Consider the following 23388-nt stretch of genomic DNA (forward strand, 5'->3'; position numbering starts at 1 on the left):
CTAGAACCCCAATTCATCTTGTGTCGTATGGATCACTCGCCTCAAGTATTCTTGGACTCGGGGGAAACTGACCTTAGCTCTACTTGGATGATATGGTTTGCCGGATGTCATCTCATCTAAAATTTGGAAGTTACCGAATTCAGCAATCATGCCGCCACTTTTACCATGAGTGGTAATCCCAATTATGCTTTGATCATCTTCGTACAGAAGGTCGATAATCGGTCTGAATTGCTCTGAAGACACCTGACCACATTCATCCATGATAAGTGGCAATGCTAACGTATAAGCTGATGGCGTGAGTCTATTGAGAAATATCTTGCAGAAATGGATTGACGTCAGAAGCTGTGTGGAGGTTGACTGGGTTTTCTTTTCCCACAGATTTCCAAGCTTTTTACTCTCATAACCTGCAGACATGATCAGGTTATCTATCAGAAGTTTTCCGTCTAGGGTTACAGCTTCAGATGACATAAACTCCTGCAATCGATTGTACCAAGATGTTGGCAAAGAGTTATTTGGGTCCAAGTCGTCAAACTCAATCCAAGATTTAACTAGGTCCTCAAATGGGCCGTTGAGCACAACACTTAGTCTTACACCCTCTAAATCATTGATTGATGCTTCGGCCAGCTCCTGATTAATCCCGTCGACAGTGGACTGAATAGTTTCCTTGGCAAGTTTCATTCTATCTAATCGATTGCGGATATATTTATTGTGGATCTCCGTATCGCGCCGTAATTGGTCTTCGTTGTCTTCCAACAGATTAAATAAGGTTTCTAGCTCAGTGAAAGTGTTGTGAATTGCTGAGGTCGTTGTTTCTTGTTCTCCTTTCAAAATGCCTTGAGTATCTTCAATTACTCTCTGGGCGCACATGTTCACCAGCGCTTTTATAACAAAATCCCTTGCTTCTTTGGCTTTCTCAATAGCAGTTCTCATGCTTTCAATTTGACTGATTTCTGCTGGCTCAATGGCAGCGATGTCGGGGTCAATTTCTGGTGAGGATAGCTCAATGATTTTTTCAACTCTTGGGTACCGAGGTAGAAACGCATTGATCATCTCAAGCGCACGTTCAAATTTTGCACAAGAGGCTTCCACCTTCTCCTTAGCAACTTGATGTTTTGCTAATTCACTTTTTTGATGCTCAATACTTTTTATCACTTCAGATAATTGGGTAGTCAGCTTTTCATTTTTCTGCATGTAGTTAGAAATTTTCTCATTGGTTTCAGTTAGAGCCTCCCGGTCTGAATCTAGGCGTTTGACTGATTTAAGCTCTCGCTCAGCACTTTCAATGTTTTGTTCCAAGCGCTTAATCTGAGATAGATCATGTAATGTCTGTTTGTCGTTCTGGCGGCAGAGGTCATAGAGCTTGTCTTTGAGTTCTTCAATCTGTTGGCTCTCGTTATCAATACGGTCCTGAAGGCTATCTTGCTCTGACAGAAATAAGGCAGAGTGAAGCAGATCGACGTTGAAGAACTTAAAGCCGTTATCCAGAGGGGTAAACAACCCATACATCGAATCGAAAGCTTTCAACTCCGATTCTGAGAGAGTTCTGAGAGGGTTAGCATCAAATAACTTCGGATTAAGGGTCATTAGTAGTTCAAGCTGCTCATCGGGCAGTTGCGACACTAAGCTAAACCCGAAGTTATCTCGCTTCTCAATCAGTATTTTTAACGATGATTCTCTTGCTTCAATTTTCTCTTTAATATCTCTGACTTTTCTATTTCGAGTGTCGACATCGATGATGATTTGAAGATCCTCCCGGTGTTGCAGAAGTTCCTCTTCAATTATCACTTTAACGGTATCCGCATCTAAACTTGGATAGCGAAGTAGATAGTCTTCAGCGTGTTTTATTCGCTTTTTTATTTTTTCTAAATCCGTATTTGCACCATCAATAAGGGCATCATTAATCCTGATTTCACCTTCTCGCTGAGATTTCATCTCCACATACTCTCGGAGGTGGCTTTGGCGCGGAGTCATTTCACTTATTACCGATGATAGAGAACGGTTGCTTAGCTCAGCCCCTGCACGCTGCTCAATGATCAGCCTTGCCAAAGATATGTCCAGCTCATGCTCTGTTCTCAGTTCTTGGTACTTGGATTTTAGCGCTTCGAACTCCGGTTTAAGGCTTTTGAGATGCCTGATATGTTGCTTTTTATTTTCGATGTCAGTGTGCTCGTGAATTAACTTCTGTACATCAACCATGAATTTATTATCGTTGTTTTGATTGCGCTGATTGACCGCGGCACCCGTCATCATAGTTATCGAGTGGCTATCTTGGTTGAAGATAAGTTTAACCAGCGAACGTACAGACTCAACGGCTGTATCGGAGAGGTCTTTCAAAGGAAATATGACGTAACACGGTTCATGCTTGTTCATGAAGTTCCCAGCGTCATATAGGTGGCGGTTCAGGCTTTCTGTTTGTTTAACTTGGATTGCTGAACGGTCCACTTCTTTTAGTGCTGAAAGTAGGTTTCTGCCTGAGATGTTTTTCGGCCGTTCGCCTGCCCCTTCGTCCGTTTTATCCCAAAACAGATGCTGAATATCATCATACGGCTGATTGATGAAATAACGATTGATTTGGTAGTCATTACCACCAGCAATTATCTGACAATGTCGGCGACGGGTGCCATCACTCAACCGATGTTCAACTTCAAGAATTAATCTGCTATGTTCAGATGGGAAGTAATGATCCCGAACTTCATCTTTGCTGTAGTAAGCACCCTTCTGGCTAGTGTCCTTTGAAGAGAGAAACGCAAACTTAGTAGCGCAGTTGGCCAACGTCGTTTCGGGGAGCAAGAAAAAGCGCATTGCATTAATCAAGCTGCTTTTGCCCCAGTTGCCAGTGCCAAGAAGAATAATCGTTTCGTCGATAGGGACTTCGATATAAGCGATGGATGCAGAGTCTACGGCAATGAGTTTAGTGGGTTTGACTACAAACAAGTTATTCATGCTTTTACCATCCCGTTTAAGAAAACTTCTTGCTCGACGAAACTAAGGTTTTTTGTGAAAAAATTGGCCATATCATCTAAACCGGCTTCAACGCATAAGCTGTGAGCAGTGAAAAGATCTTCTTGAGATTTCGGCGGAGATGTTCCAATGGTCGATGCACCTGGCAGGTATCTTTGTGGGTGCGATAAAAGCTCATCTGGCAGTACAAATTTTACTTTGTTACCAAGGGCGGATTTGAGCGTTAGAAATATCCTGATCCCCTCAAGGTCGTAATCAGGACAGTAGTAAACAGATTCAAAGTTATTGGCCAAGAATCTCAAAGTTTCGGAGTGGGTAACGCCCTTGCCTTGAGGCCAAATAACCACTGCAGGCTTGGTGTTGTCTAACCCCATAGCCCGTAGGAAGTCGTCAGCGTAAGTAAAACACTCACTGTTTTCGATAAGGACCGCATCGGTACAGTCACTAAATTGGTGATTTTGACTATAATCAGAATCGGGCGCACACGCTATGGCAACTAATTCACGATTAGGGCGCTTTGCAAACAAATACGACGTCGTTGTACCGACTCTATGTGAATTACCTTTTACGGCCGCTTCTACGCGGTTTACTGGTGGCTTAAATTGAAGCAGCAGTATATTGAACAGGGAACCGTTTATTACATCTACTTTATAGGTGTCGCCCTTTATGTGACGTAATTTACCAAGGGCCTCTAAACTAACACCCTGAGCTTCGAGCATATGCTTAAAACGAGGGCCATTAACGGGCTTGTTTCTAGCGATGGCATCCAAATAACCATACAAGTTCATAATTTATTCATCCTTGAATAGGTACAGTTCAATTTCATGGTAATTTTGCACTATCAATGGGTTTTCCAGCGGTGATGTCTTCGCTTGGTCTTTCCCTATCCGATAATACTGCAATGTGTAGTCGAGCATGGCCCCACGAACTTTAAATGTAAATGTACCAGATTGGCCATAATCACTTAGCACCAATTCACGAACTGCCGGGTCTAGCTTTGGGTGCGCCTCAACTGTGACTTCAACTTCAGTATGCCAAGCACTATCGTCTGTGGTATCTATCTCGGCCCGCTCACCTAATGTGATGGATTCGATACGACACAGATTGAAGTCCGAAAATCGATATCTCAAATGGCAATACGCTCGGCAATGCCATCGGATGCCATCCGAGGCAATAGCATGCGGGGTAATCCGCCTTGTTTGACCTTTAGGTTCAGAACGGCTTCTGTAAAATATCTTTACGTCGCGATGAGTGCGGATTGCTTTGAGCAATATGGATGTCGTTTCATGTGATACTTGCGTAACGGCTGGTGGAGCAACGAAGAATGCATTCGAAGAATAAGTCTGTGAAGTGTGCTCTGTACTAACTAGGAGTATTTCCTTTACGTATTCCTCCCAACTTCCCGAAATATACTGCGGCACAAACTCAGAGGTAATGACAAAGAGCTTTTCTGGATCTTTCCCGTTATAAGCCAGATTAAATGGATGTAGCTTTCGGTACCTGACAAGTGCAGCGTTAATTACATTCGACCCAATGGAAAAAATTCGAGATAGTCGAGTCGCATTTACGCCACCTTCCCAAAAGGAAAGTAGCTCTATACATTTGAATCGTTGTAATAGTTGAGGTGTTAAGTCCAATCTGTCCCCATTATTATCGTGTATACGTTTTTAGACTATAGATTAATGCTTACTTATTAGACATGTAAAGATGTTTTTTTAAACAGTGGTTTTACAGTCAAAAAACGAACGCTCCAATAGAACAGGGATATATGCCAAATCACCACAGATTTCCTAGACACATTTAATTAGCGAGATTTCCAAAAGTGTCGAATCCGACAATGAATCTTCAAACCAAATTGCATAGACACCGAAGCTCGCGGAACTGAGTCACCTATTCGTCATCACGTTCATTCATTAGTTCTAATTCCTCTCTTCAATCTCATGATGTACCTAAGCTACTGCGCATCAAGTAATATCCCGCAGTACTCCAATCTCGAAATCATTTCAGATATATATCACTCCTGTGCATAAGCCCATTAACGCTTTAAAGGAGCCTGATATGTCAACAAAAGCGATACCCACCAAAGCTGAACCTAACGACTCGATAGACCAGCCGATCAACCAGTGGCCGCAAACTGCCGAAGAGGTCCTCGCTTCTGCCGCCAATATTATTGCCGAACGCTATGTGAAGAAGGACGCCTATACCAATCCACAAGCCACTAAGGATTTTTTAACTTACAAACTCGGTGGTTATGAGCGGGAGGTGTTTGCGGTGATGCTGCTCGATAATCAGCATCAATTATTGGAGTTTAAAGAGCTGTTCTTTGGCACTTTAGATGCTGCCAGTGTTTATCCACGGGAGGTGGTTAAGGTGGTATTGGCCGTCAATGCGGCGGCAGTGATTTTTGCCCATAACCATCCCTCCGGCGAGTCTGAACCTTCGGCTGCAGATAAGAACATCACTCAACGGTTAATCGACGCACTAGCCCTTATCGATGTGCGCGTGCTTGACCATATCGTGGTGGGCCGCACGCCAGTGTCCTTTGCTGAGCGCGGCTTACTCTAGCCAGCGTTTAAACCTGCCACGCCAAATCAAGGAGTCCATCATGATTGAATTTACCGATAGTTTTTCACAGGCCTGTGTTGCCGAAGCCTGCGCTGCTTTTCCTGAACTGCGTAACCGCTTAGCGGTTGAGCTAATTTTGCCGATGTTTGTACGCCCGCTAAATGCCATGGGCCAAGTGATTGGCAAGCCAGTCGTTGCACCACACCGCGAGCTACATAAAACCGTATTATTTGTTTTTCACCGTGATGTGGTTGAGCACTTGCCCAGGGAGATCAGCTTTTGCCGCTATGTTTGCCCCTGTGATAGTTATGGTGTGCCAACAGGTGAATGGCAGCGTGTGATCAACGGTGTGTACTTCAACCATGGCAGCAACGAGCAACCGAATTGGAGCGTACACACCTAAAGAACGTTACCTGTCATCACCCACTCCACTAGTCGGCTGTATTAACCGCTCTTATTAGCACTGGTATTTATCACTGATCTCGCTAGTCAGCTAACGAGCACCCTACTCCCTAAAGTTCTTTTCAACCATTGAGGTCACTATGACAACTCTTAAACTTTTTGATATCGAGCACGCCTGGGGCTTACCTCGTAAAGTGTCTCCCCGCTTTGGTGCAAGACTGATTTTACGTGGTCTGCACTTGGATTATCTCCATGACCGCGCAAGCTTTGTCGGTGAATTTCCACCAGCAATTAAACAACAATTTGTCGAGGCCTTTCCGACCATGGTTAAACAGCTTGAACGGCTGGTGGCCACCGGCGATATTGATGCCACTGAGCAGCACTGCGTCAACATTGAGCACGCCGGCTTTACCTGTGAGGCCGACACATTAGGCAGCCATGGCTATTTGTATATTGCGATTTATCAAACCGAAACTAAACCAAAGCTAAGCCACTGACCACCAGCAACCTCGCCCTCACTCGATAACCCGTTCATTATCGTAAGCCAGTACCAATCTCGTTAAACATAACTACCAAACTTTAATCTCCCAGCTCAAAAGCCTTAGCAAGCAGCCCTTAGCGACTCACATTAAACCGCTCGACCAACAACTCTTTTATTAACCAAACCCCATAGACAGCAAAAGCCAAGGCGTGACTGCGCCTTGGCTTTTGCATATGCACGTAAATCAAAGAAGGAATATCCCATGACATTAACCATCAAACGTAATCAACTGCCAACGATGCCTGATCGTTTTTACCAAGTGATCGAAAAGGAACTGGCTGAAGTCACACCAAAAGACGCCAACGCCATCACCCTTAATTTTCGCGATCCAGATTACAGCGCCGAAGCCGGTGGCTTTCATCCCGTCGAAGTGCGGCTTGAGAAACAGCAAGATCACTGGCGTTTCGTCTACGTCACCGACTTTGCTTTTCGTGGCCATCCCTTCCCTGAACTGGTTAAAGACATCGATATCTGCTTTAACAGCAAGCAGGTCTATAGCCTGTTTAGTGGCTGGATTACTGAGCGGGAATCACAGGGGCTGATTAAGTTGTTTAGCGATAACTTTGTCAGTTACTACCAGATGGAAGCCTACCAGGTGCAGGTGAGTATGGATTAACCTGCCTCGCCCTCATTTCGCGCAAGCATCCTAACCATATCGACCTGTTTCTGCCCTATCGCAATCAACGGGCCAAGCACATCACACCCGCGCCCTTGTTACCCTAAGTGATTACGTCAAGCCTCTGTCGTTAACAACAACCTACCCCGCCTGCAACGCCCGTCGTTAGCGGGCTTTTTGTTTTGGAGTCCACCATGAAAATACATCGCGAAACCATCCTGCCACTGCCAGAGCCTTTTTATGAGTTGTTAGAACGGCAACTGGCCGCACTCAATAACCCGAGTTTCAACATCGTCACCCTAAACTACCGCGATCCCGACTACAGTGCACAGAGAGGTGGTTATCACCCAGTGGAGATCAACCTCTACCGTCAGGGGGATTGCTGGTATCTCAATTACTTCACCGACTTTGCTTACTGCGGCGGGCCCTTCCCTGAGCTTGAGAAAGAAATGGAAGTGCTGTTTCAGGAGAAGCAGGTCTACAACAGCTTCTTTGGCCGTTGCTACCTGGAACACGCCGACAGCCTAGTACGACTGTTACTGGAGAACTTCTGTAACTACATCGAGATGGAGGTGTACCTGGTTCAAGTCAGCGCCGACTGAACTTGGTGCCCACAAAGGTATTTTGGGAACCAAGCAACGCAGGCCCGATGCGGGTTTGCGATGTGCTGGTGCCCACATTCATCACATAGCCAATTGAGGGAACCAAGCATGAACGAAGTCGAGGCGGTCAAGAACCGCGACACCATCAAGCTTATCAGTTACCTGCTCGAACGTCACTTTGGTCAGCAGATGGCGGATGTCTGGAATATAGGCCTTAACCTGGCCCTTAGGATCTCTGACTTACTGGCGATCAAGTTCAGCGATATCGACGGCGACCGCTTAAATATCATTGAGCAAAAGACCGGTAAACGCGCCAGCATCAAACTCAACCCGAAGACACTGGCGTTGATTGAGGAGATCCACCAGCGTCATCCCGAGCATATTTACCTATTTCAATCCCACCGCTCGAGCCAGGCCAAAGACCGGCAGGCCCCCGCGAAACCGCTGACACGGCGTGCAGTCGCCAAAGCGTTTGCCTTTGTCGGTGACGATATCAAGTTAGCCCTGGGCACCCATTCGATGCGTAAAACCCGGGGGTATCACCTGTATCAAGCATGCAAAGACATTGGCCGGGTGATGCGCATGCTGCGGCATCAATCGGAAGCGGTCACCCTGCGTTATATCGGCATCACTCAACAGCAAATCGATAAAGACTTTGTCGAGTTGGAGATCTGAGGTCAATCAGCACGCCCTATTCAACCCATTAGCAGATGCGACCTAAAGTTATCTGCGTTGTTTTTCTTGGAGTACATACCATGTATACATTTCAACCCGGTGATCATCTGGTCACCAATATTGATCCGCTTGGCTTAACCGAACACCATGGCCTTTATGTTGGCCATGGCAATGTTATTCACTTATCTAAACAGGGCATCATCGAAGAAATCGATCTGCAACAATTTGCTGGTGGCCACAGTATCAGAGTGAAAAAGTCCACGCTGTTTCCCTATCAGGCCATTGAGCTAGCGCGCAGTCAACTGGGTCACAGCCCATACGGCGTTGCTACCAATAATTGCGAGCACTTCGTCAATGAATGCTTAGCGGGAAGTAGCACCTCCAATCAAGTCAGTAATCTCACCCACATTGCGCTGCAAGGCTCCGCCAGAGCAGGCTTACTGGGGAGGAGCGTGTCAAAGCTTGCCACGGGGACTGTCGCAAACGTCGTGTTAGCCTCTACTGCCATCAAAATGACCGGTGAATACCTAGGGCTACCCGACAACGTCAACACACTACTAGGGACACCTGGAGATCTTGTCGCTAAACCTGCCGAATGCCTACTAAAAGGCACCAGCCAAACTCTAGGTGAAAGTTATGCTTGCTTACGTCAAGGAGAAATAACTGATGCTGGGATCAAGCTCGTCACGGGCAGTGTAGAAACCGGCTTAAACACCGTGCTGACGACAGCAGAAGTGGGCATCAATGGCGTAAAAGCCGGTGCTGAGCTGATAGCCGATGCATGGCATTGGTTAAGGTCATGATGCTTCACCTGCAATATTGAGAGTACTCAGTCACCCATTAGCCAACCCCTCTAAACGAAGCGGCATCACTTACCGCTATCGTTTTCACTCCTATTGCGATTACGCTCAGTGCGTTAACGCTAAAGATTAGCCTTATACTGAAGCACCATTTATGCCCAGTTAAGCGATACAAACTATCTTCTATCATCCTTGAGCTTTATTGCGTTGCTCGAGCTGACGAGTAAACCGTGTAATCATTATTTTTTTGTACCACGTTATGCTAAGGTATTACCTAGTAGTACTAAGCATTACCTATAGAGTAACAGATGAGCACAATCAAACCCGTGTCGGTTAAATTAGATGCCGATATTAAAGCCAGAGTCGAGCATTTAGCTGAAACGCGTAAACGTTCATCACACTGGATGATGCGTGAAGCGATCCGTGAATACGTTGAGAGAGAAGAGAAACGCGAGGCACTGCAGCAAGAAGCGTTACGCACATGGGAAGAACACCAGACATCAGGCTTGCATGTCACCGGTGACGAAGTGTTGAGTTGGCTGGAGTCCTGGGGAAGTGAAAATGAAAAGGCTACCCCTACCTGCCACAAATAGTCTTCACTGCCACTGCGTTAGCTGATTTAGAACGCTGACCTTTAGCTCTTCGTATTTAAGCCTGACGCTCGATGAATTAACTGACCGCTTTACCTTTTAAATTTAGACTGTATCACTGATGATAAAAAAGGCCTGTCCAATACTAAAATAATCGCCATAATATATCTGCAGCTCACTCCACTATCAATTAGGAGATAGATAGACTTCCGAGTTAAATACACTAGTCTCAAAAACCCTAATTTCACCTGCAGTCAATGAATGTGCTAAATTCGATAATTTCATGTAATTTTTATCATCCCAATGTTCCTCCGGTACCCATGTTTTCATTATTGGAATGCCTGAGTTTTCTTGACGAACAAAAGGTATATAGCAATTTCTTGTAACCACAACAAAATCTTCAAATTTCACATCGGCATCTGAGTAAATCATTCTAATTGTATTCTCATTAAATATACCTGCTACCGTATCAACAACGACTTTAATGCTCTGTTTACTATTACGAGTAATCATTCTTGCCATTGCATGCTCAGATATATACACTAATGCTCTGATACAATATCCATCATTTCGCATAGGCCGTTTTTTATCCACTACGTGGGAGCAAAGTGGATAAAAATGTTCATCTTTTGTATATTTATAACCTTCTATGTCAATAGCCGTGGCGCCAACATATATATATTCTGTTAGCTCTGCGGTTTTTCCCTTGTTAAAAGTTTTATGTTCAATCAATAACTCAGACAAAGATTCTCGATTGATATCAAGTTGTAGTTGATAAAAATTTTTCAATGTTTTATTTTTTCTTTCAAACGCTAAATTATGCTTATCATTCACCGAATTAAAAAGCTCCCTGAGCCGTCTAAACTCTCCTCGTATAAAAGCCTTTGCAGCACTTTCGTTAGATATTTTGATTAGTTTACTGTTATCCATATACACTCCTTTGCTAACTAAATAACATATAAGTAACGTCACATAAATTTTGTAAATTCTGGACTCGAAAAATACCTATCAATATCTACCTGACTACAGCTACTCGTTTGTTCATGGGCCAACAATTTATCTATTGGAATTATCACACCTTCAACATCTGTCGTTGACGTAGCTTTCAGCCTAAATGCATACCCCGAATCTTCACCAGATTCCCACACAAAGACGCATGACACGGAACCATAATCATCCCATTTTTTCCGACACGCCCTTTTCTTCTCAACAAGTTTAAGGCTCCATCAGGGCCTTTAATAGCCATTTCTACCGATGAATGTCGTGCTTTTCGCCATGGACTGCGAGTATGAATAGCTCGATAGTTTATCGTCATTGCTTTACTCCCTGCCTCTATCGGTTGTTTCGTTTAAACCATCTATTATTTTAGCAGGCTTCATATCAAGGCATGTCAAAAAATTCACAACAAGTGACCGTCTTCGTTAGCTAGTTTATTGTAATTCCGAAAGTGGTCGTCCTATCTATGGCAATGACTATTGTTTTAGGGAACTGCTTATCGACTTTGGTGACACCGGTTATCTGGCAATGTACCAGTATGATGGCGGCGAACGATTGACCGTATTGTGTATCCGCCACCAAAAAGAAGCCGGATATTGATCTGGCTGCGCTACGGAGTGTTCTAGTGGACTATGTCTCAAGTCTGCCAGGGTGAAAATGCCATTGCTCTATATGAACGCTAAAGCAAGGGAGCTTAATCCCTTGCTCATCACTCCTTTATTTTTACTCACTCCACCAGCAACCTCATTTAGTAAGCGAATCACTCGGTAATCATGCTGATAAGCGACTACAACCAAAGTTGTGATTACCATTCCCATAAATTTTCGTGTCTGTTTTAGCAAAATAACTTAATCTTTTAAACAAGTCTTGGTAAATGTAAGTGAAATCAGCTTGGTTACGACACAGTAAATATTGAGCATTTTCTGGGAAATGGATCAACCCTTGAGCATTGAAAATATCTAACCTTAGTGCACTCGCCCAAGCTTTGTGTATTCTGTTATACATATTAGCCCGACCCAATTCAAATTTCCCTAAACTTTTATACGCATGGCCATTGAAGAACAAACAGACATGGTAATGACACTTATCCCTTCCACTCATCTCTTTAACCCAAATGTAAAATAACTCACTAGCATGAACCTGACCGTCAGTTGTGTTTCGTAGTTTCGCCTGATAATCCGCTTTTAACTGGGCTTTTAATGATTCGAAGAAACGGGTGATCACTGCTGTATCACTCGATTCAAACGTATCAGGAAATCGTAGATCAACTCTTATCGCAAACACCTTTGAATACTCCATAACCACGCCATTTATAACCTTTGAAATTTTATTCAGATATTCTTCAATAGCACCATTCTTAAAATAAAGTGTTTGCAATCCATCATATCGAGGTGTTGTTAGCACCGTTAAATTCCTATTGATAATACTATCCATAACTCACTCTCCCATCATTATTTAAAGGGTGTAGTTAACCACTCAAAATTAACACACTAATTTTGATGAATACAAAACAACCAAGTAATACACCAGACAACCAAATTAAAAATATTAAGCAAGAAACATATAAAACACAGATATAATACTATTAAAACCCTAAATTAAAACTACCGAAAACCAACCAAACTCAAGCGATATTTTAAATTTAGATAATAAAGTTCACTGCAAAAATATTTATCACCACTCTGAATTAATATGCATACTATGAGAAAAAATAAATCTTGAGAAACAAACCATAAACGTTAAGCACTTATGTCGATTAAAAAGTAACACTCATAAATAGCGCGCCAGATTTTCAGCTAGTTGAGCATTGTCAGGTTCTTGATTGCAAAATAAGTCCATTACTCTAGTCTTACCTATAAAAACTTCAGCCATTGGGTTGCTTTGCTTTAAATAATCTAATGCAGATTGTAAGTCGGCTTTTTTACGAATACAGTTTGGACCATATTGTAAAATATAATTCTTTCTTATATATCTTATTCCCGAAGCGGTAAATGGCTGAAACCATGCGATCAGCTCCTGTGAATCCAGTACATATTTAGGCGGAGGGCAAAAGACTCGCATAAAATCTCTTGAGAAATAACTTAACAACTCAACGGCTAACCACAAAGATTGTGAAGATATTTCAAAATCGTCTGGATGTTCAAAACAATGGATCAAGGCGGCAACTCTGGCAATGTTCTCTGATAACTTGGATGCATGGTCTCTTGCACATGCATACATGCCCCCGGGAGCCATTTTAGTTTCGATGTCATTATAAATATTCCACCAGATTTTTTCAGCTGCCGAAGAAAAAACCACCTTTTTCCGATGCCAATAATCAACTAATCCCAAAGACTGCTCGAGTAGTTGTCTAATCCTGCAATTAAACTCTTCGATACCCTCACGGGAATGCCGATGACCATTAGCTTGGCGAAAACCACAGGTAGAAAGTGGCTCGCAGATCAACATCCGAGATAGAAATCCATTATCACGGACATTAACGTTAGACTTATTCAAAAAGTTCTGTAACGTATCTGGTTGCACCATGATATGCATCGATAGTCGAATATCGTTTAATTTAAATGATGGTGAGGTTTTTCGATTTACCGTCATATCATCACCACTCCACATCGGGTTAAAATTAGCAGCGTTGCTCATAACCCTACTTTTAAATATTAGATCTCCTTCACTGGAGCCGAAAAAAACATTAGGCAGATCATTTTTTAAACCATCAAGTAACGCTTCACTGGTGGTATCCTCATATATCACTCTAGGGGCTCGAGGTTTTGTAGGTTCTTGTTCAGATAATGCTACCAATTGCTGGGTCGTCTCTTCATTTTCAGCATTATCCAGCGTAATAGTCTTTTTTAATTTTGCTTTTTTTGCCTTATGTATATCCATCTGAATGTTGTACTCTTTTAAAATTTTCTGATAAACAGCCTCTTGTTCTTTTTCAATACTTTTAATCTCTCCCATGAACAAGTTATCAACGGTCGATTTACGTTCACCCGATTGTGCTATGGTCATTACCATGAGTGATACGGGAGCGATTTTCCGAGTAGGTATTTCAACATTGAACACCCCTTGCATGGCTGTTGCCATCGACGTTAACTGACAAGCCAAGATCATACCATCGGGTGCTTGCAGCAATGCTCTTACTTCTTCAAACGCTTTCTCCATCTTAGGAGCGACGGTTAGATTTGGAACATAACCGTAGGAGATTGGAAATAATTTCTGGTAATAATAACTATTCATAATCCACCTTTATTTAATAAGTTAATCACTCTTAAGGTCAGTAAAATCTTCTACCTTGTAGCCACTGTTCGACTTCTTGCATGTACCAGCCAACGGCACGAGCGCCAAGGCAAACTTTTCGAGGAAAAAGTGGATCAAACCTGGGGGATTTGGGATTGAGTTTATCGTAGATAGTTGAACGCGAAAGCCCTGTAAGCTGAACCAAGGTCTTCAGTCTAATAATGGAATTGCTTGTGAGAGTTGTGTTCATAATCGTCCTCAGAGTTGTGAATAAACGTCTACAACCCTGAGATTAGATGGTTATCAAGCATGAATAAACGGGGTAAAAACGGTCCCCCTAGCTCACCTAAAATGCATTATTAATTGTATTATATGCGTTTTTTTGGTGCCCTAAGAAATTCTCTCGGTCTTAAAATTAATTCAGCATATTTAGCATTATCACTCGAAAAGCCTTCTCCCTCTGATCCCTCTAAAAACTTTTGTATTTCAGATGTTATATTTTTATCGTAAGCCTGCTTATGATGCCAAAAATGCTCGAGGCAGTGAGTTAAGTATGGAAACTGGCAACCATCTGCAATCGATTTAGTTTTACCGCATCGACCATCAGGATTAGGGTTGAGAAAAAAAGCCGCCGCTTCTGCCTTTTTTTGAGCATAACCGAGTTGATTCATAATCAACTCTACCAATCCTTTAGCTTTAGGTAGCTTAGCTGTTTTCCCCCAATAATAACGGAAACCTAAGATAGATAATTCGTCAAGGTCTGATTGTTTACGTAACATGTCATCAATATAGTAAGGACTATCTATTGGTATATCGCTTATAGATGTTTTTTTATCTACATCTTCGACAATAAATTTAACAACATCCATTTCATACACATATACTGAATCAACAGATGCCTTTAAATCTTTAAACTCATTTTCAATGCAATTATTTTCCTTCCATTCATTTACTGATTTAGCTGAAAAAACAAATTCTACTTCAATAGAATTTCTAGCAAAAAACATATCAAACTCAGTCATCGAACCTTGTTTTTGGCGTAAATATTCTGTTTGACATCCCTTTCCATCAAGAATTTCAATATCACCATTTGAATCAAAAAACAAGATAGTGAGAGGATTTCTTACGCTGCATCGCCTTTGTTTTAAAAGCACATTTAAATCTTCTTTTTTCAACTGAACATATGAAGCATGTTTAATTAAGTGAGCATCAAATACTGGTTTAACGACATTAGGTTTACCCTTAAACCTAGTATGAGCATTTAAGCCACGGGTTGTGCGCAAATTTCTTCTGAATAAACTTTTATCACCTTTGTAGGTAACCCAGACATTTATGTTAGCGGGAACTTCAATTAAAACAGGTTTATTTTGTTCAAATAGATAAACCAAAACACTGGTAAAATCTGTGTTTAACTTTATTTTCGATAACTCTATAATTCGACCCATTGAAGCTACCACTCCACATTAACCTGCTATTTTTACTACTAATAGCAGAAATAGCACCAAAATCCCATTTCATTCTAAAATTTGAGACAAATCTTTTGCTTAGATAAAATAAGGATAAAATCACAGTAAAGCCACGAGGATGACCGGAGTGTTGGCCTAACCTAAATCCTCTCTAAACCACTTTCAGATCTCTTAAGCCAGTTACTGACAAAGAGCCAACTGCTGCAGTGGCAATATGGTTGCTCCACCACTCCATTAACTTGGTCCGTCGCTCTAGGTAGGTCGTGCGATTATAGGCACTGCGGATTTGGTTTTTATCAACATGGGCTAACGCTGCCTCAATAACATCACCATCAAAGCCTTGCTCGTTTAAGGTAGTACTCGCCAGTGAGCGTAAACCATGCCCCGTTGTTCTTCCCTTTAATCCCATTCGCCCTAATGCTTTGTTGATGGTTTCAGGATCTGTGTGCTTTTTAGGATCTTTAGATGATGGAAAGACAAATTGGCTCTGTTCACTAATCGGCTTAACAGTTTCGAGTATCGCGAGAGCATGCTCTGTAAGCGGGATAATATGCTCACGATTCATTTTCATGCGTGATTCAGGAATAGTCCAAAGCTTGGCATCAAAATCGATTTCTTCCCAACGGGCTCCGGCCGCTTCATTTGGCCTGGTCATTGTGTGCAATTGCCATTCAATCAAACACCGGGTCGTTAACAATAAATTGGCGTTTGCAATGGTCTGCAACAACTCAGCTAGCTCTGCTGGTTTTAATGCCTTCAGATGCTCCACTTTGCTTTTTCTAAAAACTTCTCGAATACCTGACAACGGATTGGCATGAATGTAACCAGAGTTAACCGAATAGTTCATGATTTCATTCAGTAACTGAGCGGTACGTTTAACCGTTTCAAGATGCCCCTTCTGTTCAAGGGGCTTGAGCGCGGCAATGGCTATAGGAGCCGTGAGTCTGCTAATCGCAATACTCCCCAGCTTAGGGAAGGCATACAGCTCAAGCTTGCGCCAATTACCTTCAATGGTTTTAGCCTTAATACTTCCCTGTTTTGAGTCCATCCACATTTGTGCAATATGCTTGAGAGTTTGAGCGTTCTCTGTTGCCGCTTTTAATTTGTTTTCAACTTTAAGTAATTGGGGGTCGATGCCTTCGGCCAAATGTTTTCGCGCTTCTAGTGCTTTATCTCTCGCCTCAGCTAAGGATACGTCAGGGTATGAGCCTAAACCAAAATAGGTGGGTTTGCTGGTGGAGGGGCGTATGTATCGAAATTCCCATGTTTTCCCTGCTGTGCGCACATAGAGATAGAGATTGCCACCATCTGACAATCTATAGGGCTTTGCTTCCGCTTTAGCATTGAGCACCGCTTTTGCAGTCAGCTTATTTGTACTTCTTCCCATACCGTTCTCCTCCCTCAAATTAAGCCCCAAAGTAATGCTTGATTTTGGCATTATTTCGCACTCTAAAATCAAGCATTACTTATCACTGAATAAATTCAGATAAATCAGGATATTGCCAAGTTAAATCTGGGCTATAAAATCGAGAAAATCAAGTAAAAAAACGACATAAAAAATGGGTATTTTTTGAAGTGAAAAGTAATGCATAAATTTGCCAAATTTCCTTGGCATTACTTTTGGCATTACTAAAGATTTCGGATGCTGTAGGATGGTATTAAACAATATAGGATGGTAAGCTATTGATTTTTATAAAATACAGATAAGAAAAAAGACGCCCTAGGACGTCTTCAAACTTGAATTTGGCGGTGAGAGAGGGAGTCGAACCCTCGATACGTTACCGTATACACACTTTCCAGGCGTGCTCCTTCGGCCACTCGGACACCTCACCATATGTCGATTTATGTTAGCGTGGTTAATCTTTCACGTTCAAGAATCATTAACGATTTTATATAGCCCTGCCGAGAGGCTTTCATCGTTAACGGAGCGGTACTGTACGCAAAAGCCTAAAGGGGGTCAAGTAAAAAAGACTCAGTTTCAGGCGGTTGCACAATTGCTAAACAAACCGACGTGATTTCTTGAATCTTTTCACCGTTTTATACCGTTAATTGACGGTAAATTTGTGCACTTCTTTTGACATTGAATTCGCGTCAAACGTCAGGGCTTTGGTCAGCTCCCTAAGCTCATCGGAGATCCTTTGAGTATTAAGGTAAATCTCACTGATCTTCAGTGCATTACGATTTACGTCTTCGGATACCGCCGATTGCTCATGAGTTGCTGTAGCAATTTGCTCGTTCATGCGGTCAATAATGTCTACTTGCTCCACAATACGTTTCAATTCGATACCTGCCTGTTCAGCTTCATGGACACTGCTATTAGCCTGAGCTAATCCTCTGTCCATGGCTTTTACTGCAATGCTCGCTCCCGCCTTCAATCTATCTGTCATATTTTTAATGTCAGAGGTCGAGGTTTGTGAGCGCTGCGCTAAACTTCGGACTTCGTCTGCAACTACAGCAAAACCGCGGCCCATTTCCCCTGCGCGGGCAGCTTCAATGGCGGCATTAAGCGCGAGTAAATTAGTTTGCTCAGCAATACTGCTGATCACTTCAAGCACTACCACTATGCCGTGAATTTCACGGTCTAAATCGTTAATGGCTTTAGAAGCTCCACTAATATCGTCGGCTAACGCTTTGATCGCTTTGCTGGTTCGGCCGACTTCGAGGTTGCCTTCTTTAGCCTCTATATTGGCAGCGGAAGACGCTTCGGATGCCTGCACTGCATTGCTGGCAATCTCGGCCACTGTTGCGCTCATTTCTGTCATAGCGGAGGCCACTTGTTCTGCCTCACTGTGGCCCGCCATCACATCTTGCTCCATGGCATGGGTACAGAGATCCATTTGCGCCACAGCTTGTTGCAATCTAGCGCCACTGGAACGTACATGTAGGATCACTTTTTCAAAATCACTCATCATGTCGTTAAAGGCGATGGCGAGTTCACCGAATTCATCGGAGCTAGAGTGAGTCAGACGCACACTTAAGTCGTAATGTTTACGGGCTTGCGTGATGGTCGAATATAAGTGATGCACACTGTCATGCAAATAACGGATAACAGATAGACTCAATATCAATACTATCGCCAATACTGAGATTAAGGTCGCGAGCACTAAGAACATTTTCTCATTCGCTAAGGTTAATCTTTCATGGGTGGTATTAAGTAAATCTGCCGAGACTTGCTGTTCAAACTCACGTAATAGCTCAATCCGCGCCGTCGATTTACTGAACCACTCTTCGGGACTTTGTTGCAGGATTTTTTGATTATCTTGCTCGAATGCGATTTGACGTAACAGCTCAACGTCATGCATTGCAGCTGAACTCTGTAAACGGTTAAACGAGGATAATAAATCAGAATTTGCTAGCGCTAAAAAACGCTCTTGATATGTATTTTGCTCCGAAACCAAAGTGATAAATTTGGCATAAACCTTAGGCTTAAATCCAGCTTGGCCAAAGGTTGAGCTGAGTACCGCCCTTTCAATCCCCGCCCTTTCCTTTAATTGCAAAAAAGCACTAAAAGCCGTCGCTTTAATGGCGATTTCTTGATTCGCACCCGTTTTTGCGGTTTCATCGACTATTGTCAGTAATAACTTATTTAACTCAGTGTAATAGGCAACTTCATCGGCGACACTGATACTTAAACTATCCACCTGCGAGCGGATTGCATTTAAACGCCCGAGTTGAGCGTTTAGCTCTCTAAGTTTTGGGGCAAATATCTCCGGCAGATGATTCTCAGTGATAAAACGCTGATAGAGGCCGAGCTGCGTATCCGTTAATTGTCTTTGATCAGGTATTTTACCCGCAAACGCTTTTCCTGCTGAGCCAATAAATCCAGCACTCATGCCGCGCTCTTTTTGTAACTCATGCACTAAATTACTGTTGGTGACGGCTAGCTCGCTTAATTGCACCACTAAGGTTAAATCTTTTCTATATTCATATTTTTCAATGAGGTAAAGCGTGCCACATAAAAAACAGGCTAACAGTGGAGGCAAGACAACCATTAATAATTTTTGTTTTAGACTGAGATTACCAATCCATTGCCATTTCATAGAAATATCCTTTTAAACTGAGTTTTAGATCCAAACACCGAACACTAGGTATAGCATAATATCAACCGTAGGACGACTAAGGTTTATGGAAATTGCGCAAGCTAATAGCCTGATAAACGAGGATTTCCCCCATATTCCATCAATTGTTTAGATTTTGCTAATCGCAGAGCAAACTTGAGAAACGTCAAACAAGGATCAGATAGAAATAAAAAACGCATTGAAAATTCCAATGCGTTTTTCTAGAGAAAGGAACACTTAATACTGTGACTGAAGATGACTCTAACTGAAAAGCTGTGGGAATAATCCCTTCACACCAGCCGCAATGACTTCGATACCAATAGATAACATCAAGAGTCCCATAAGACGGGTAATCACGTTAATACCCGTTTTGCCGAGGATCTTATAAATGATAGATGCCATTCTAAACAGGCCAAAACTCACTAAACCAAACACTATCACAGTAATGAACATCGCAATAATGTTCGACAATGAATTATGCTCAGCGGCAAAGACAATCACCGAACTGATAGCGCCAGGTCCCGCCATCAGTGGCAAAGCCAAAGGCACAACCGCCACAGATTCCATCGCCGAGGATTCGCGGTCTTCCTCTTGGTTACGCTTCACTTCACCTAACTTACCTTGCAACATTGACATCGCAATAATGGCAATCAGGCTGCCACCAGCAATTCTAAAGGCAGATAACGAAATGCTGAACATATTCAGAATGTGCTGCCCCGCCACAATCGTGACTAAGAGAATCACCACAACCGCAAAGTTCGCTACTTTACCCGTGTGATTCCGCTCAGCCTCCGTTTGATGGCTGGTTAAGCTCACAAACACAGGCAACAAGCCAACCGGATTAATGATGGCAACGAGGCCAAGAAAAAATTTAACGTAAAGAGTTAACTCCAAGGGACTATCCTTATGTGCGTGTCACGCCGTCTTCATCAAAATAAGCTTGAGGGCAAGTATAGTATCTCAAGCGCTATTGACTGAAAAATGAGATTTTTGAGGTTAAATCACAACTTCGAATAATATTTAGTTATCGAAGCCGATGCATTTTCAGCGCAATTTTAAACAAACAAGTCACCCTAAGTGTAGTTTTATTACATAAAAGCACGATATTGTCGTTGATATCACACTTTCAACGCGGCTTTAGGTGTAATTTTCTACCATAAAGAGGATTTAGTGAATGCCTTGATTCACTAAATCTTTTTAGGAGTATTAATCATGACAGTGACCAATGCACAAGAACTGGATCTCATGGTCGAGCGAGTGGCCAAAGCACAAGCCGAGTATGCAACATTCAGCCAAGCGCAAGTCGATAAAATTTTCCGTGCAGCGGCCCTTGCCGCTGCCGATGCGCGTATCTCGCTGGCCAAAATGGCCGCTGCAGAAACCCGCATGGGTGTAGTTGAAGACAAAGTAATTAAAAACCACTTTGCCTCCGAATACATTTATAACAAATATAAAGATGAAAAAACCTGCGGAATTTTATCTGAAGATGTCACCTTCGGTACTATTACCATTGCTGAACCCGTAGGCATTATCTGTGGCATAGTCCCCACCACGAACCCCACATCGACCGCGATATTTAAAGCCTTAATCAGCCTTAAAACCCGTAACGCAATCATCTTCTCGCCCCATCCTAGGGCCAAAATATCGACCACAACTGCAGCAAAATTAGTGCTTGATGCTGCCATAGCCGCGGGCGCGCCCAAAGACATTATTGGTTGGATTGATGAACCCAGCGTTGCACTATCGAATCAATTAATGACTCACCCTAAGGTGAATTTAATCCTCGCAACGGGTGGCCCTGGCATGGTGAAAGCCGCCTACTCTTCCGGTAAACCTGCTATTGGCGTAGGTGCGGGTAACACGCCTATTGTTATCGATGAAACCGCCGACATCAAACGCGCAGTCAGTTCGATTCTCATGTCAAAAACCTTCGATAACGGTGTGGTTTGTGCGTCAGAGCAAGCGGTAATTGTGGTCGACAGTATTTATGAGCAGGTTAAAGAGCGTTTCGCAACCCACGGTGGCTATATGCTGTCGAAGGATGAAGCCGCGGCGATGCAGCAGGTCATTTTAAAAAATGGTGGCTTAAATGCCGATATCGTTGGCCAAAGCGCCGCCAGTATCGCGCAAATGGCGGGCTTTGAAGTGCCGCACTGGACCAAAGTGTTGATCGGTGAAGTCACCGATATTTGCGACAGCGAAGCCTTCGCCCATGAAAAATTATCACCACTGCTTGGTATGTACCGCGCCATCGACTTTAACGATGCCATGGATAAAGCTGAAGCTTTAGTCGCACTCGGCGGCATTGGCCACACATCAGGGCTTTATACCGACCAAGATACCCAAACCGAACGTGTACATGCCTTTGGTTTTAGAATGAAAACGGCGCGTATCTTGATCAACACCCCAGCTTCACAGGGCGGTATTGGCGATCTGTACAACTTCAAACTGGCACCTTCGCTCACTTTAGGCTGTGGTTCTTGGGGCGGCAACTCGATTTCAGAAAACGTTGGCCCGAGTCATCTAATCAATAAAAAAACCGTCGCTAAGAGGGCCGAAAACATGTTGTGGCATAAGCTTCCTGCATCTATCTATTTCCGCCGCGGTAGTTTGCCCATCGCGCTCGAAGAACTGAGCGATAAAAAACGCGCCTTAATCATCACAGACAGATTTTTGTTCAATCACGGTTATTGCGATGAAACCATGCGGATTTTAAAAGCCCAAGGCCTTGAAACCGAAATTTTTTACGATGTTGAAGCCGACCCCACCTTAGCCATAGTCCGTCAAGGCGCTAAGGTCGCTCAAAGCTTTAAACCCGATGTGATAATTGCGCTCGGCGGCGGCTCACCAATGGATGCGGCTAAGATTATTTGGGTGATGTACGAGCATCCAGATGTGGATTTTGCCGATTTGGCGCTGCGTTTTATGGACATTCGTAAACGTATCTACAAATTCCCTAAAATGGGCACCAAAGCCATGATGGTAGCAATTCCTACCACCTCAGGTACTGGCTCAGAAGTCACTCCTTTTGCGGTAGTGACAGACGAAATTACAGGTAAAAAATACCCGATTGCCGACTATCAACTCACGCCCAATATGGCGATTGTTGATCCAAATCTTGTGATGGACATGCCTAAATCCCTCACCGCCTTTGGTGGCATAGATGCGGTGACCCATGCATTGGAAGCCTATGTTAGCGTGATGGCTAATGAGTACAGTGATGGCCAAGCGCTGCAAGCCCTCGATTTACTGTGCAAATATTTACCCGATGCCTACAACTTGGGCTCACAATCACCTGTCGCCCGTGAAAAGGTCCACAATGGCGCCACTATTGCGGGTATCGCCTTTGCTAACGCTTTCCTTGGGATTTGCCACTCAATGGCACACAAACTGGGCGCCGAGTTCCATCTCGCCCATGGCCTAGCCAATGCGCTGCTGATCAACAACGTAATACGCTTTAACGCAACGGATCTGCCCACTAAGCAAGCGGCCTTTAGCCAATACGACAGGCCAAAAGCCCTGTGCCGTTATGCTGCCATCGCAGATCACTTGAAACTAGGCGGAAAGACGGATGAAGAAAAAGTCGAAAAATTGCTTGAGAAAATCACACACCTCAAGAAGACGATTGGCATTCCTGCTTCTATCCAAGAAGCCGGTGTCAACGAAGCCGACTTCCTCGCCAAGTTAGATGAATTAGCCGAAGATGCGTTCGATGATCAATGTACCGGTGCCAACCCACGTTACCCATTGATTAACGAGCTGAAACAACTGTTCCTCGATAGCTATTATGGCCGTGACTATAGCGACAACAACTAGGTTATCGCCTGCCAATGCTAGGCTCGTGCTTAATAAAAGCCGCGCGACATAAATGAAGAAGCCCTC

At 43.3% G+C, this 23388-nt stretch carries 20 protein-coding genes and 1 tRNA gene; 9 read left to right on the top strand and 12 right to left on the bottom strand.

Translation table 11 applies throughout. From position 1 onward, the window contains the following. From L5M29_RS04065 to L5M29_RS04075, 3 genes are read right to left on the bottom strand one after another with little or no spacing between them, the layout of a single operon-like run. Positions 1-2943, bottom strand: coding sequence for a hypothetical protein (locus L5M29_RS04065; RefSeq protein WP_263166363.1), 2943 nt, complete (start codon positions 2941-2943; stop codon positions 1-3). Beyond that, positions 2940-3749 (bottom strand): DUF2220 domain-containing protein, encoded by an 810-nt coding sequence (locus L5M29_RS04070; protein ID WP_263166364.1) that lies wholly within the window; start codon positions 3747-3749, stop codon positions 2940-2942. Before L5M29_RS04070 ends, L5M29_RS04065 begins: the two co-directional genes overlap by 4 nt. A gap of 3 nt (positions 3750-3752) precedes the next feature. Next, the gene (locus tag L5M29_RS04075; RefSeq protein ID WP_263166572.1) at positions 3753-4382 is read right to left on the bottom strand and encodes a WYL domain-containing protein; all 630 of its coding nucleotides are present in this window, start codon (positions 4380-4382) and stop codon (positions 3753-3755) included. A 637-nt stretch (positions 4383-5019) separates the two neighbouring features. Between L5M29_RS04075 and radC the strand changes: the two genes are divergently transcribed. The 8 genes from radC to L5M29_RS04115 all read left to right on the top strand — a co-directional run bounded on the left by radC (position 5020) and on the right by L5M29_RS04115 (position 9755). Next, entirely contained in the window at positions 5020-5526 is a 507-nt protein-coding gene (radC, locus tag L5M29_RS04080) for a RadC family protein (protein WP_263166366.1), read from the top strand. A gap of 40 nt (positions 5527-5566) precedes the next feature. Beyond that, complete coding sequence (locus tag L5M29_RS04085) at positions 5567-5929, top strand: hypothetical protein (RefSeq protein ID WP_226059026.1); 363 nt, start codon at positions 5567-5569, stop codon at positions 5927-5929. 139 nt (positions 5930-6068) lie between these two features. Beyond that, the gene (locus L5M29_RS04090; protein WP_263166367.1) at positions 6069-6425 is read left to right on the top strand and encodes a type IV toxin-antitoxin system YeeU family antitoxin; all 357 of its coding nucleotides are present in this window, start codon (positions 6069-6071) and stop codon (positions 6423-6425) included. A 246-nt stretch (positions 6426-6671) separates the two neighbouring features. Then, entirely contained in the window at positions 6672-7085 is a 414-nt protein-coding gene (locus tag L5M29_RS04095; protein ID WP_263166368.1) for a DUF2787 domain-containing protein, read from the top strand. Positions 7086-7279: 194 nt separating this feature from the next. Continuing rightward, complete coding sequence (locus L5M29_RS04100) at positions 7280-7687, top strand: DUF2787 domain-containing protein (protein WP_263166370.1); 408 nt, start codon at positions 7280-7282, stop codon at positions 7685-7687. A 108-nt stretch (positions 7688-7795) separates the two neighbouring features. Next, positions 7796-8362 (top strand): site-specific integrase, encoded by a 567-nt coding sequence (locus L5M29_RS04105; protein WP_263166372.1) that lies wholly within the window; start codon positions 7796-7798, stop codon positions 8360-8362. Between the two features lie 80 nt (positions 8363-8442). Next, positions 8443-9165 (top strand): lecithin retinol acyltransferase family protein, encoded by a 723-nt coding sequence (locus L5M29_RS04110; RefSeq protein WP_263166374.1) that lies wholly within the window; start codon positions 8443-8445, stop codon positions 9163-9165. Positions 9166-9470: 305 nt separating this feature from the next. Then, positions 9471-9755 carry a CopG family ribbon-helix-helix protein gene (locus L5M29_RS04115; protein ID WP_263166376.1) on the top strand — a complete coding sequence of 95 codons (285 nt, stop codon included), beginning with the start codon at positions 9471-9473 and terminating at the stop codon, positions 9753-9755. A 183-nt stretch (positions 9756-9938) separates the two neighbouring features. Here the strand turns inward: L5M29_RS04115 and L5M29_RS04120 are convergent, their stop codons facing one another. The 9 genes from L5M29_RS04120 to L5M29_RS04160 form a co-directional block, all read right to left on the bottom strand. Continuing rightward, positions 9939-10682: a hypothetical protein gene (locus tag L5M29_RS04120; protein WP_263166378.1), complete on the bottom strand. Its 744-nt coding sequence runs from the start codon at positions 10680-10682 to the stop codon at positions 9939-9941. Between the two features lie 837 nt (positions 10683-11519). After that, the gene (locus tag L5M29_RS04125) at positions 11520-12182 is read right to left on the bottom strand and encodes an inovirus Gp2 family protein (RefSeq protein ID WP_126492072.1); all 663 of its coding nucleotides are present in this window, start codon (positions 12180-12182) and stop codon (positions 11520-11522) included. A gap of 336 nt (positions 12183-12518) precedes the next feature. Then, positions 12519-13982, bottom strand: a complete 1464-nt coding sequence (locus L5M29_RS04130) for a YfjI family protein (RefSeq protein ID WP_126492073.1) — start codon at positions 13980-13982, stop codon at positions 12519-12521. Positions 13983-14019: 37 nt separating this feature from the next. Next, on the bottom strand, positions 14020-14232 hold the full coding sequence (locus tag L5M29_RS04135) for a helix-turn-helix transcriptional regulator (RefSeq protein ID WP_126492074.1): 213 nt from the start codon (positions 14230-14232) through the stop codon (positions 14020-14022). A 118-nt stretch (positions 14233-14350) separates the two neighbouring features. Then, on the bottom strand, positions 14351-15427 hold the full coding sequence (locus L5M29_RS04140; protein WP_263166386.1) for a cytoplasmic protein: 1077 nt from the start codon (positions 15425-15427) through the stop codon (positions 14351-14353). A 172-nt stretch (positions 15428-15599) separates the two neighbouring features. After that, positions 15600-16835, bottom strand: a complete 1236-nt coding sequence (locus L5M29_RS04145) for a tyrosine-type recombinase/integrase (protein WP_263166387.1) — start codon at positions 16833-16835, stop codon at positions 15600-15602. Between the two features lie 357 nt (positions 16836-17192). Beyond that, positions 17193-17280 (bottom strand) — tRNA-Ser (locus tag L5M29_RS04150). A gap of 213 nt (positions 17281-17493) precedes the next feature. Beyond that, on the bottom strand, positions 17494-19488 hold the full coding sequence (locus tag L5M29_RS04155) for a methyl-accepting chemotaxis protein (RefSeq protein WP_263166389.1): 1995 nt from the start codon (positions 19486-19488) through the stop codon (positions 17494-17496). Between the two features lie 279 nt (positions 19489-19767). Beyond that, positions 19768-20400 (bottom strand): YchE family NAAT transporter, encoded by a 633-nt coding sequence (locus L5M29_RS04160; RefSeq protein WP_006081420.1) that lies wholly within the window; start codon positions 20398-20400, stop codon positions 19768-19770. Positions 20401-20718: 318 nt separating this feature from the next. Here L5M29_RS04160 and adhE point away from each other — a divergent pair, with 318 nt between their 5' ends. Further along, positions 20719-23322 carry a bifunctional acetaldehyde-CoA/alcohol dehydrogenase gene (adhE, locus tag L5M29_RS04165; protein WP_263166391.1) on the top strand — a complete coding sequence of 868 codons (2604 nt, stop codon included), beginning with the start codon at positions 20719-20721 and terminating at the stop codon, positions 23320-23322. Positions 23323-23388 lie beyond the last annotated feature (66 nt).

This window comes from Shewanella sp. SM95 (genome assembly GCF_025653595.1).
Taxonomy (GTDB): Bacteria; Pseudomonadota; Gammaproteobacteria; order Enterobacterales; family Shewanellaceae; genus Shewanella; species Shewanella oncorhynchi.